The 12324-nt window shown below is 64.6% G+C and carries 12 protein-coding genes; all 12 read left to right on the forward strand.

Features of this window, described 5'->3' with window-relative positions; all coding sequences use genetic code 11:
* The first annotated feature begins 326 nt into the window (after window positions 1–326).
* The 12 genes from J0L98_RS01700 (at window position 327) to J0L98_RS01755 (ending at window position 12315) form a co-directional block, all read left to right on the forward strand.
* On the forward strand, window positions 327–950 hold the full coding sequence (locus tag J0L98_RS01700) for an excisionase family DNA-binding protein (protein ID WP_296409647.1): 624 nt from the start codon (window positions 327–329) through the stop codon (window positions 948–950).
* Entirely contained in the window at window positions 947–2155 is a 1209-nt protein-coding gene (locus J0L98_RS01705; RefSeq protein ID WP_296409648.1) for a methyl-accepting chemotaxis protein, read from the forward strand. The genes J0L98_RS01700 and J0L98_RS01705 overlap by 4 nt, the downstream gene beginning before the upstream one ends.
* Before the next feature lie 10 nt (window positions 2156–2165).
* A complete protein-coding gene (locus tag J0L98_RS01710) occupies window positions 2166–2534 on the forward strand; it encodes a response regulator (protein ID WP_296403346.1) in 369 nt (122 codons plus the stop codon).
* A 31-nt stretch (window positions 2535–2565) separates the two neighbouring features.
* Window positions 2566–2880 carry an STAS domain-containing protein gene (locus J0L98_RS01715; protein WP_296409649.1) on the forward strand — a complete coding sequence of 105 codons (315 nt, stop codon included), beginning with the start codon at window positions 2566–2568 and terminating at the stop codon, window positions 2878–2880.
* A gap of 19 nt (window positions 2881–2899) precedes the next feature.
* Entirely contained in the window at window positions 2900–5134 is a 2235-nt protein-coding gene (locus J0L98_RS01720; RefSeq protein WP_296409650.1) for a chemotaxis protein CheA, read from the forward strand.
* Between the two features lie 28 nt (window positions 5135–5162).
* Entirely contained in the window at window positions 5163–6767 is a 1605-nt protein-coding gene (locus J0L98_RS01725) for a methyl-accepting chemotaxis protein (RefSeq protein WP_296409651.1), read from the forward strand.
* Window positions 6768–6770: 3 nt separating this feature from the next.
* Window positions 6771–7334 carry a chemotaxis protein CheW gene (locus J0L98_RS01730; RefSeq protein WP_296409652.1) on the forward strand — a complete coding sequence of 188 codons (564 nt, stop codon included), beginning with the start codon at window positions 6771–6773 and terminating at the stop codon, window positions 7332–7334.
* A gap of 4 nt (window positions 7335–7338) precedes the next feature.
* Window positions 7339–8178 carry a protein-glutamate O-methyltransferase CheR gene (locus J0L98_RS01735; protein ID WP_296409653.1) on the forward strand — a complete coding sequence of 280 codons (840 nt, stop codon included), beginning with the start codon at window positions 7339–7341 and terminating at the stop codon, window positions 8176–8178.
* Window positions 8179–8182: 4 nt separating this feature from the next.
* Window positions 8183–8677 (forward strand): chemotaxis protein CheD, encoded by a 495-nt coding sequence (locus J0L98_RS01740; protein WP_296409654.1) that lies wholly within the window; start codon window positions 8183–8185, stop codon window positions 8675–8677.
* Between the two features lie 35 nt (window positions 8678–8712).
* Window positions 8713–9792 carry a chemotaxis response regulator protein-glutamate methylesterase gene (locus tag J0L98_RS01745; RefSeq protein ID WP_296409655.1) on the forward strand — a complete coding sequence of 360 codons (1080 nt, stop codon included), beginning with the start codon at window positions 8713–8715 and terminating at the stop codon, window positions 9790–9792.
* A gap of 112 nt (window positions 9793–9904) precedes the next feature.
* Window positions 9905–10234, forward strand: coding sequence for a hypothetical protein (locus J0L98_RS01750; protein ID WP_296409657.1), 330 nt, complete (start codon window positions 9905–9907; stop codon window positions 10232–10234).
* Between the two features lie 8 nt (window positions 10235–10242).
* Window positions 10243–12315, forward strand: coding sequence for a TIR domain-containing protein (locus tag J0L98_RS01755; protein WP_296409658.1), 2073 nt, complete (start codon window positions 10243–10245; stop codon window positions 12313–12315).
* Window positions 12316–12324: the final 9 nt, after the last annotated feature.

A 12324-nucleotide genomic window follows, 5' to 3' on the forward strand; every position in this document is an offset into this window, starting at 1 on the left:
TGCGCCACGGAACGAAGGTGTTGATGGAGCGCGCAATAATATTAAAAGTGATAAAAACGATTATGAATTTATCGAAAGACGAACACTCCCGACATGCTTCCGGATGGAGCGCCGGACCCGAAAGGACTCTCCAAGTGAGATTTTTTATCGTTTATACTCAGTTATTTACTGTTTATTACGTGAATTAAAGGATGATTTTGCATACGAGACTCATGCACACCAGGTGTAAGAAGACGACTTACAAACCCACATAAAAACATTAAATACAAAAAATACAACACAAATCATCATTAATGATAATATCGCTAAAACACTCACCAAACGCCATGACTGATTCCAAGACATCCCGGACCTGCTCCACCCGAGAAGCTGCACAGCAGCTGGGAGTGAGCGTGCGTACGGCCCAGCTCTGGGTCGAGGAGGGGCGCCTGAACGCCTGGAAGACACCCGGTGGGCATCGCCGGATTCTCGTCGAGTCGGTGGCGCGGCTGCTGGGTGATCAGCGGCGTGGCGGCGGCGCCGGTGTCGAGCCCTTCCAGATCCTGGTCGTGCGCGAAAGCGAGGCGGATCGGCAGGCGCTGCAGGCGGTGCTTACCCCTTTGCTGCCCGATTGCAAGGTATCGGTTGCCGAAGATGGTTTTGAAGGACTGCTCCGCATCGGCGAGCGGGCGCCCGAAGTGTTGATCATCGATCTCGTCGTGACCGGGCTGGATCTTGTCCGGTTGGTACGAACCCTCACGGGGGCGGGGCGAGACCGGGCGATGCTGATCGTGGTGCTGGTGGCCTCCGATGCAGACCGGCTGGGGCTCAGAAGCGACTTGCCCGACGAAGTGGTGATTGTCGGCACCCCGGTGGATGGCACCGAGCTGGCGGCATTGGTGAGGGTCTTCCTCCGCAACTGGCGCCGGCATGAGGAGAAGAGCAGTGACAGACAGGAGGAAACGAGATGAACAAGGGCATGACTGCAGGGGCGGCCCCGTCCATGGATGATCTGGCTGGCCGGGGTGCGCCCTGGGCCTGGATCGTCCTCGGTGGTGCAACGGCGGGATTGCTGCTTGCTGTGGGAGGTATCCAGCCTCTTGTCGCGGGCCTCGCGCTGCTTCAGTGGGGAATGATTGCCGGTCTGGGCCTCGCCTTCGAGCGTGGTCATCGGAAGGCGATCAGGGACCAGCGCGAGCAACTGACCAAGGAGGCGCACGTGGCCCGCCAAGGGAGTCTGCATGTGCGTGGGCTGGACAATCTGTGCGAACAGGTGCTGCCGGTCTGGGCTGGGCAGATCCATGTGGCCCGTGCTCAGACCGAGGACGCCATTACCGCGCTGTCATCCCGCTTCGCCCAGATATCCCAGCGCATCGGACTGGCCCTTGACGCATCCCGGGCGACTGCCGGAGACGATCTTGCGAGCCTCCTCAATGCCACCGAGAAGGAACTCGACGAAATTGTCGGCGCACTGCGCGTTGCCTTGTCTCACAAGGAGGTGCTCCTGACCCATGTGGCCGAACTCGGCAACATCACCTCCACCCTGGAAGACATGGCCGGGCAGGTGGGCGATGTGGCCAAGCAGACCAACCTGCTTGCCCTCAACGCCGCCATCGAGGCGGCCCGCGCAGGTGAGGCCGGGCGGGGCTTCGCAGTGGTTGCCGACGAGGTGCGGAAGTTGTCTACCGCCTCCGGGGAAATGGGCAAGCGCATTGGCGACACCGTCAGGTCGGTAACCGGGGCGATCGGAGAAACCCTGGAGATCTCCCAGCGCTACGCCCGTGACGACCAGACCCTGGTGTCAGCGTCAAGCCAGCGGATCGGCGAGGTGGTCCAGCGCTTGCGCTGCGCTGCAGGCGGGCTGGTGGACGCTTCCCGCTCAATCACCGACGAGGGCCAGGCCCTGGCCGGGGAAATCGCCGAGGTGCTGGTCTCGCTGCAGTTCCAGGACCGGGTCAGCCAGGTGCTGAGCCATGTGACCGACGACATGGGGCGACTTGAATCGCGGCTTGAGTCGGCTCTGGGGGAGGTCAGGGTGGGGGTCGAGCCGGAAGCGCTGGTCGCCTCCAGCTGGATGGCCGAGATGAGCAAGGCCTACACCACCCCCGAACAACATTCCCTGCATCGCGGAGAAGGCGGCAGCGCCCTGGATTCCGCAGGCATTACATTTTTCTGAGGAAACAGACATGGGAAAGACCATCCTGATCGTGGATGACTCCACCTCCTTACGGCAGGTTGTCGGCATTGCCCTCAAGGGCGCCGGCTACGAAGTGATCGAGGGGTGCGATGGCAAGGACGCGCTGACCAAGCTCGACGGTCGCAAGATCCACCTGATCATCAGCGACGTGAACATGCCGAACATGGACGGCATCAGCTTCGTGAAGGCCCTCAAGCAGATCCCGGCCTACAAGTTCACGCCGGTGATCATGCTGACCACCGAGGCCGGTGATGACAAGAAACGGGAAGGCCAGGCCGCCGGCGCCAAGGCATGGGTGGTCAAGCCCTTCCAGCCGCCGCAGATGCTGACGGCAGTCGCCAAGCTGATCCTGCCGTGATCGTGCCCGCGCGCCCAATGAGGAGAAAACAATGAATGCATCCGATCAATGCAAGCTCGGCACGAGCCGTGTGGTGATTGCCGGTGAAATGACGATCTACACCGCCAGGGACTGGCGCGACCGGCTGCTGGTGGCCATGAGCGCTCCCGGTGATGTGGAGCTGGATCTGTCGGGTGTCAGCGACATCGACGCGGCAGGCATCCAGTTGCTGGTTTCGCTGCGTATGGAGGCGGCCGCCGCCGATCGCGCCCTGCGCTTGCTCAGCGTTAGCGCGCGGGTCACCGAGGCGCTGACATTCTGCCGCCTGACCGAATTTTTCAGCGATGCGCTTCCGGCGCAGGCCTGACAGCCAGGAGACCGTCACGATGAGTGCTCAAATGGACGACGCCCTGCAGACCCTGATCATCGAAAGCAGGGAACTGCTCCAAAACATGGAGGAGGCTCTTCTGCTGCTCGAGCAAACCCCGGACGATGCGGAAGCCGTCAACGCCATCTTCCGCGCCGCCCACACCATCAAGGGCTCGGCGGGCCTGTTCTCCCTTGACCATGTAGTGGCCTTCACCCACGTGGCCGAGAGCGTGCTGGACCGGGTTCGCGACCATCGCCTGGGAATGAGCCCGGCCCTGGGAAGCCTGCTGCTGGAGGTCTGTGACCACCTTGGGCAGCTCATTGATGGGGTCGCGGCGGGGCAGGCCCCCGACGATGCCCTCTCGGGGCGCAGCGATGCCATCGCCGCCCGGCTTCAGACCTACCTGGAGACACCTTCCGCCGTGCAGGCGGAGCCGGACTTCAGCGACGTGGACTGGCCCGACGGTAACGACATTGCGCCTCCCTCAGCGGCGCCGGTGCACGGAAACGACAGCGTCACCAGCGGCATGTGGCACATCTCCCTGCGCTCCGGACCCAACCTGCTGCGGGATGGCATGGACCCGCTGTCGATCCTGCGTTATCTCGGCACCTTCGGCCAGATCGTCAACCTTGAGCTGATCCTCGGCGACATTCCGCCCCTGTCGGTGATCGATCCGGAGAGCTGCTACATCGGCTACGAGCTCAGCTTTGCCAGTGAAACCGACCAGGCGAGCATCGACGGCGCCTTCGACTTCATCCGCGAGGACAGTGTCGTCCGCCTGATTCCGCCCTACGGCCCGATTGCGGACTACCGCGCGCTGTTTGCCGACATGCCCGAGGACAGCCTCTTGCTCGGCCGGATGCTGGTCCGCTGCGGCTCCCTGACCGAGGAGGAACTCGCCCAGGCCCTGGAAACCCAGGGACGCATGGGTCCGGACAGTGGCGGGGGAAGCCCCGCGCCCTTGCTGGGCGAGGTTCTCGTGGCCCAGCAGCTGGTGGATAAGCCCTTGGTTGACGCGGCGCTTGAGCGTCAGCAGCAGGTCAAGGCGACGGCGGCGGGGGAGGCCACACTGATCCGTGTTGATGCCGCCAAGCTCGACCAGCTCATCAACCTGGTCGGTGAATTGATCATCGCAGGCGCTGGTGCCCAACTGGTGGCGCGACGCCTCAAAGTGCCTGACCTGGTGGAAAGCACCAGCGTCCTGGCCCGATTGGTTGAGGATGTGCGCGACTCCGCCCTCACGCTGCGGATGGTGCAGATCGGCGCCACCTTCAATCGCTTCCGGCGGGTTGTCCGTGACGTGGCCGCCGAACTCGGTAAGGACATCCACCTGGACATCCAGGGGGGAGAGACCGAGCTGGACAAGACGGTCGTGGAGAAGATCGGCGATCCGCTCACCCATATCGTGCGCAATGCCCTGGACCATGGCATCGAGCCGGCCGATGTGCGCCTCGCCCGGGGCAAGCCGCGGCAGGGCCGGCTGAGCCTGAACGCCCACCACGAGTCGGGCAGCATCGTCATCGAGGTGAGCGACGACGGCGGCGGGCTGCGCAAGGAGCGCATCCTGCAGAAGGCGGTCGAGCGTGGGCTGGTGAGCGAAGGCCAGGTGCTTTCGGACAAGGAGATCTTCGGCCTTATCTTCGAGCCCGGTTTCTCCACCGCGACGCAGGTCAGCAACCTGTCCGGGCGCGGCGTGGGGATGGATGTGGTCAAGCGCAACATCCTGGCGCTGCGCGGTACCGTTGATCTGGACAGCGTGGAAGGGCAGGGCACCACCGTGCGTCTGCGTCTGCCGCTGACGCTGGCCATCATCGACGGTTTTCTCATCGGGGCCGGCAACGCGTCCTACGTGGTGCCGCTGGAGCAGGTGCTGGAGTGCATCGAACTGCCCGACGAGGACAAGCCCGAGCAGGGCGCGAGCTACCTCAACCTGCGCGGCGAGGTGCTGCCCTTCGTGCGCCTGCGCGACCTCTTCGACATCCCGGGCGAGGCGCCCCGCCGCGAGAACGTGGTGGTGGTGCAGTACGCCGGGGAGCGTGCCGGGCTGGTGGTGGATCAGCTCTTCGGCGAGTTCCAGACCGTCATCAAGCCCCTCGGCAAGGTTTTCAGTCATATCCGCTGCATCGGCGGTTCCACCATTCTGGGCAGCGGAGAAGTTGCCCTGATCCTTGATGTTCCCGGGCTGGTTCGGCAGGTAACCGAGCGCCAACCCGTTTCCCGTCATCTCCCTTCCACTCTGTCGCCGGTTTGATCCGTCGGCCAATACTTGGAGAATCATCATGACCGTCAGCAAGAAAATGCTGTCCCTGATCCTGTCCGCCGCGTTCGGGATCCTCCTCCTGGCCATTGTGGGCCTGACCCAGATGAGCCGGGTCTATGAAACCACCAACTACGCCAACGTAAACGTGGTGCCCAGCGTCCTCACGCTGGATGAGGCCTTCGCCCCCCTGGCTGCCGCCCGCACCCAGCTCTGGCAGCACATCGCCGCGTCTGATACGGCCGTGATGGCCGGGCTTGAAGAGAAGATCGCCGCCAACCACCGCAAGGTCGACGAGGCCCTGAAGAAATACGAAGGTCTGCTCAGCGACGACAAGGACAAGAGCCTGCTCGCCGCCGACCGCGCCGCGCTGGCCGAGTTTGACCAGCTTCGCGATCGGGTCTACGTGCTTTCCCGGGTGAACAAGATGGAAGAGGCGCGGGATCTGCTCATGACCAATCAGGCCACGATGGCCCGTGTGTGGGACGCCTTCGAGGAGCACCGCCAGTACAACTCGGAGCTGGGCAGGAAGACCGCCGAAGACGCCGCCAACAGCATCGCCAGCGCCCGCTGGGTGGCGATGGGGATTGGTGCGGCCACGCTGGTCGCGGTGTCGCTCATCGGGATCTTCATCACCCGCAGCCTGATGCAGCAGCTGGGCGGCGAGCCGGCTTACGCGGCCGACGTGGTGTCGAAGATCGCCGAGGGTGACATGACGCTGACCGTCGACACCAAGGCCGGCGACACGAGCAGCCTGCTCTACAACCTGAAGACCATGAACGAACGACTCACGTCGATCATCACCGAAGTGCGCAGCTCGGCGGATTCGCTCTCCAGCGCGTCGGAAGAGGTGAGCGCCACCGCCCAGAGCCTGTCCCAGTCGTCCAGCGAGCAGGCGGCGAGCGTCGAGGAGACCTCGGCATCGATGGAGCAGATGTCGGCCTCCGTCACCCAGAACAGCGAGAACGCCACCCTCACCGACAGCATGGCGGCCAAAGCAGCCAAGGAGGCCATCGAAGGGGGCGAGGCCGTGCGCTCGACCGTGGAGGCGATGAAGAGCATTGCCGACAAGATCGGCATCGTCGATGACATCGCCTACCAGACCAACCTGCTGGCCCTCAACGCGGCCATCGAAGCGGCGCGGGCTGGCGAGCACGGCAAGGGCTTTGCGGTGGTGGCGGCCGAGGTGCGCAAGCTCGCCGAGCGCAGCCAGGTGGCAGCCCAGGAGATCTCCGAGACCGCCAGGAGCAGCGTGGCCCTGGCCGAACGGGCCGGGACGCTGTTCGAGGGCATCATCCCGAGCATCACCAAGACCTCCGATCTGGTCCAGGAGATTGCCTCCGCGTCGGACGAGCAGAGTTCCGGCGTCGGCCAGATCAACGCCGCGATGGCCCAGCTCTCCCAGACCACCCAGCAAAACGCCTCGGCCTCCGAAGAGCTCGCCGCCACCGCCGAAGAGATGAGCGCCCAGGCAGAGCAACTGAGCAAGGCGATGGCCTACTTCAAGCTTGCGAGCGGCCATCGGGCACGGCCCGCCCGCGCCGAGGTCGCCAGCCGCGCGGAGAGCCGGCGCCAGTCGGGCCGGGCGCCGATCTTTCAAACCGAATATGTCCAGTTCGAGGGCTGAGAGATGGCTACGCTTGCCAGGAAAGACGCGCCGGCGGTCGCCGCCGAGCCCTGCCAGTACCTGACCTTCACTCTGGGCGGCGAGATGTACGCCGTCGAGACCCTCAGCGTGAAGGAGATCATCGAGTACGGTCAGGTGACCACCGTGCCGATGATGCCGCCGAGCATCCGCGGGGTCATCAACCTGCGCGGCGCGGTGGTGCCGGTGATCGACCTGAAGGCGCGCTTCGGCGGGCAGCCCACCGAGGTCACCCGGCGCACCTGCATCGTCATCATCGAGATGGGCGGCAGCGACGAGTGCCAGGTGCTGGGCATTCTGGTGGATACAGTAAGCGAGGTGCTGGAGATCCCACCCGGCGAGGTCGAAGCGCCGCCGGCCTTCGGTGCGCGTATCCGGGCGGATTTCATCCGCGGCATGGGCAAGGTGGGGGGCGGTTTCGTGATCCTGCTCAACGTAGAAGCGGTGCTGTCCACGGATGAATTGTCGGTGCTCGACGAGTTGTCCCGGCAGGGGACGCCGGTGGACGCCGGCGCCTTGCCGCGTCTCGGCAGCAGCGTGCCGGGCTGAGACCATGACCACAACCGCCGTCCGGCGCAACGTTACGGGGCTGCAGGGCCAGCTCACGGATCGGGAGTTCGGCCAGTTCCGTGCGCTGATGTACTCCCTGGCCGGGATCAGCTTGTCCGACGCCAAAAAGCAGCTGGTGGCCGGGCGGCTGGCCCGCCGGCTGCGCCAGCTGGATCTGGACGGCTACGGCAGCTACCTCCAGCGGGTGCAGGCCGACGCCGGGGAACGCCAGATTGCAGTGGACCTGCTGACCACCAACGAGACCTACTTCTTCCGCGAGCCCAAGCATTTTGACTTCCTGCGCAGCCACGCCCTGCCCGAACTGAAGGGGCAGAGCACGGTGCGGGTGTGGAGCGGCGCCTGCTCCAGCGGCGAGGAGCCTTACACCATTGCCATGGTGATGGCCGAGGTGCTGGGAGGGCGCCCGTGGGAGATCGTCGCCTCGGATCTGTCCACCCGCGTGCTGACCCACGCGCGGGAGGGGCGTTACCCGATGGACGACGCGGCGGGCATTCCCCGGCCGCTGCTGGCGAAGTACTGCCTGAAGGGCATCGGCAGCCAGGACGGCACCTTCATGATGAAGCCCGAGCTGCGCGGAAGGATCAATTTCCGCCAGATCAACCTGAACGCCACCCTGCCGGACATCGGCCAGTTCGACGTGATCTTCCTGCGTAACGTGATGATCTACTTCGACCTGGAGACCAAACGCCAGGTGATCCGGCGCATCCTGCCGCTGCTGCGGCCGGGGGGCTATTTCATGCTCAGCCATTCGGAGAACCTCAACGGCGTCTCCGATGCGCTGAAGACCGTCCGACCGTCGATCTACCGCAAGCCGGCGGCCTGAACCCATGCGCATGCCCGACGGGGTCGTCGAGATCTTCCTGCAGCCGGGCGAGTGGTATTTCGGCGACCGGCACACGCGTATCCGCACCGTGCTTGGTTCCTGTGTGTCTGCGGTGTTCTGGCACCCCGACAGGCTGATCGGCGGCATGTGCCACTTCGTGCTGCCCAGCCGCGGCCGCAGCCACTCCCGCGGGCTGGACGGGCGCTACGGGGATGAGGCCTTTGACCTGATGATCAGGGAAATCCGGGCCGCCCGGACGCGACCCGAAGACTACCGGGTGCGCCTTTTTGGCGGCGGCAACATGTTTCCCGACCTGGCGGGCGGGCGCGGCATTCCCTTGATCGGGCAGAAGAACGTGGTGCTTGCCCATGAGCTGGTGCGCGCCCATTGTCTGCGGTGCGTGGGTGCCCATGTCGAGGGGCACGGCCATCGCCATCTGCTTTTCGACATCTGGAGCGGACGCATCACCATGAAACACGCCGCAGGCAGACCCGCCTGAAAACATCTCAACAATCCAAGAAGGACAGGAATACCATGCCCCCCATCAAGGTCATGATCGTCGACGACTCTGCGGTGGTCCGCCAGGTCTTGTCGGCCGCACTCGGAGAGGATCACGCCATCGAGGTTATCGGCACCGCGGTTGATCCGGTATTTGCCCTGGAGCGGATGAAGACCTGCTGGCCGGACGTCATCGTCCTCGATGTGGAAATGCCGCGCATGGACGGAATCACCTTCCTGCGCAAGATCATGGCCGAACGCCCCACGCCAGTGGTGATCTGCTCGACCCTGACTGAAAAGGGGTCGGAGACAGCGCTGCAGGCCCTTTCTGCAGGTGCGGTCTGCGTCGTTACCAAGCCCAAGATGGGTCTCAAGCAATTCCTGATGGACAGCTCGGATGATCTCGTCAGCGCAGTCAAGGTTGCAGCCCGGGCCAACGTGCGCCGCCTGTTGTCAGCGAGCCAGACCTCCCCGATGCCACCGGGGCCGAAGCTGTCGGCCGATGCAATCCTGCCGCCGGGCACAGCCATGGCCCAGACCACCGAGACGGTGGTGGCAATCGGCACATCCACCGGCGGCACTCAGGCGCTTGAGGGCGTGCTGCGTGCCTTGCCGCGGGTATGCCCGGGTATCGTTGTCGTCCAGCACATGCCCGAGAAATTCACCGGCGCCTTTGCCCAGCGTCTCGACGCCCTGTGCGAGGTGGAGGTGCGCGAAGCGCGCCACGGCGACCGGGTGGTACCCGGTCGGGTGCTGATCGCACCGGGAGGTCGCCACATGCTTCTCAAGCGCAGTGGCGCCCAGTACGTGGTGGATGTGGTCGATGGTCCGCCGGTGAGCCGCCACCGGCCTTCGGTGGACGTCCTGTTCCGCTCTGTTGCCCGCTTTGCGGGCAGGAACGCGGTGGGCATCATCATGACCGGGATGGGGGATGACGGCGCCCGCGGCCTGAAGGAAATGCACGAAGCCGGCGCCTGGACGGTTGCCCAGGACGAGGCCACCTGTGTGGTCTATGGCATGCCCAAAGAGGCCGTGAAGCTTGGCGCGGTCGACCGCATCCTGCCCCTCCAGGACATTCCGTCCGCCATCCTCGGGCGGATCAGCCGCAAGGGGTGAGGTGTACCGGCGAGTCGGCCGGCATGGGGATTCGTTCCATCGAGCATGGACATTCGGAGGATCGCGCCGTATAAAGGAAATGAGGCTTCCGGTCGCGGGGTGAAAGAGTTCCATGACGCATCGCTTGGTGTTGCTGCTGCTTGGGCTATTGGCGGCCGCTTGTTTGCCGGCGGCGGACGCGCTGGCCTTCTGCACGACCCGCGAGCGCATCCAGTTGCGTAACGAGGGCGTGCCGCAGATGGAGATTGATCGCCTGTGCGGCGGCGCTACCCAGCAGCGCGCGCCGTCGATGCCTCCGCAGCAGCAGCAAATGCCGCGCCCGCGGTTCGCCACCCTGTGCATGACCACTGCCGGACCCTGCCCTATGGCCGTGGCGATGCCGGTCGGATCGGCCTGCGCCTGCTACACCCCCTGGGGTGCCGTCCCGGGGGTCGCCCAGTAGGCATCGCCATGGCTGACATCTTCCTGAGTTACGGACACGCCGACCGGGCCCGCGCCGAAGTGATTGCCATGGCCTTGACGGCCCGCTTCTCGGTATGGTGGGACAAGGATCTGGATGCCGCCTGCACCTGGCGCAAGGAGCTCGAGGAGCAGATCGACGCGGCCCGCTGCGTACTCGTGCTTTGGACGGAAACCTCCCGCGACAAGGATTTCGTGCGCTCCGAAGCGAGCCGCGCCGCCCAGCGCAGGACGCTGCTACAGGTCTGCCTGGATGGCGACGACGTACCCCTCGGTTTCACCGAATCCCAATGGATCGATCTGCGGGCCTGGAACGGGGAGGGGGATGATCCGCTGCTGGCCGAGGTACTCATCACTCCTCTGGAAAAGCGCGTGAGGGGCAGTCGTTCGGCCTTGCTCGTGGGCGTGGACGCCTATGCCCATGGCGCCGGCTTCCATGCGCCCGCCAGTGCCTCGGCCAATGTCGAGTCCCTGGGCCGGCTGCTGGCCGAGCGGGACGACACCCATTTCCAGGTCGAAACCCTGGTCAATCCCGAAAAGACAGCCCTGATGAAGAGCCTGCAGAAGGTCTTCAAGGATGCCCTTCCGAATGACACGGTTCTGCTCTATTTCTGTGGTCACGCCAAACTGTCGGCCCGGGGTGATCTCTACCTTTGCCCCAATGATGCCGAGCTCGACTACCTGGATGCCACGGCCATTTCCATGGAGTGGACCGCCAAACGGGCACTGAATGAGAGCAGCGCCTCCCAGCTCGTCATCCTGCTGGACTGCATCTACAGCCTCACACCGGACGCCATCGGACAGGTGGACATTCCCTCCATCCTCGTCGCCAACCTGGGGCAGGGGCAGGGCAAGTATGTGTTGTCCGGCTGTACGGTGCTCGACCGGGATGTCGCCGACAAGGGGGCGCCCCTGTCCCGTCTGGTGCGCTGGTTCGTGCATGGGGTCGAAACCTTCGAGGCGGATGATGGGGACAGCATCCTCACCGCAGACGAGATCTGCCGCTACGTGCAGGCCCGCATCGAAGCCGAAGCGCCCGAGAACAAGCCCCTCAGCAAGGGCTTCAATACCAATTCCAGCCGCGGCGAGGTCGCCCGGCGCACCACGGCGGCCCCCACCGCGACGGCGCTGCGCGGAAACCGCGAGTTCTTCCTGGCCATCCGCGGCGCCCTCGACGAAGGGCGCCTGGTGCCTCTTGTGGGCGACGGCGTCTTCGGGAGCGGACCGCTCAGTGCTTTCCGTCTGGTCAGTGCGCTCATCGAGACCGCCGGCCTGGAGGCAGGCATGCGCCTGGACGAGCGCTACACCCTTGCCACGGCCGCCGAGTATCTACTGCTCGTCTTCGGCGGCGAGCGGGGCGCCTTCCTGAAGCGGCTCACCCATGTACTGCGCGAGCAAAGCCGGACCGTTGCCGATGCACAGACCCAGACCCATCGTTTCCTCGCAGCCATGCAGACCCCGTGGATCGTCGTCTCGGCGAGCTACGACTGGGTTTTCGAGAGTCTGCTGGAACAGGCGGGCCTGCCCTTCACGGTGGTCACCCACATCCTGACGGCCGAGGACGACGAACTTGACGGCCGCCTGCTGGTGATCCGGCGCGGGGGAGCGACACCGTCGGTGGACGTGAAGCTGGCCGACAACTGGCTGCTTTCGGATCTGGGCGAGCACGGCGACCGCATCATTTACAAGATTGTCGGCTCCCCTTTCGCCAACGAACTGGCCGACCGCCATTCCGGCATCGACACCGTGGTCATCACCGAGAGTGACCACATGACCTTCCTCGGTCGCCTCGAGAACGAGCACACCAAGCCGCCCAGTGCCTTTTCGCGACGCCTGCAAAAAAGTGCCCTGCTGTTTCTGGGTTACAACCTGGATGTGTGGCATTACCGTCTGGTGGGCCACATCTTCAGCAATGAAGGGCAGGTGCGGCCGCGGCGACGCTACGCCGTGCGGACGGCGGTGTCGCCCATTGAAGAGCGTTTCTGGGCCCAGTTGGTAGCCGCCGAGGATCGTCTGCAATCCGACTGCGAAGCCTTTGTCCAGACCCTAGGCCAGTTCAAGTAGGGCACGCCC

Origin of the sequence: Zoogloea sp., from assembly GCF_017302315.1 — a bacterium.
Lineage (GTDB): Bacteria > Pseudomonadota > Gammaproteobacteria > Burkholderiales > Rhodocyclaceae > Zoogloea.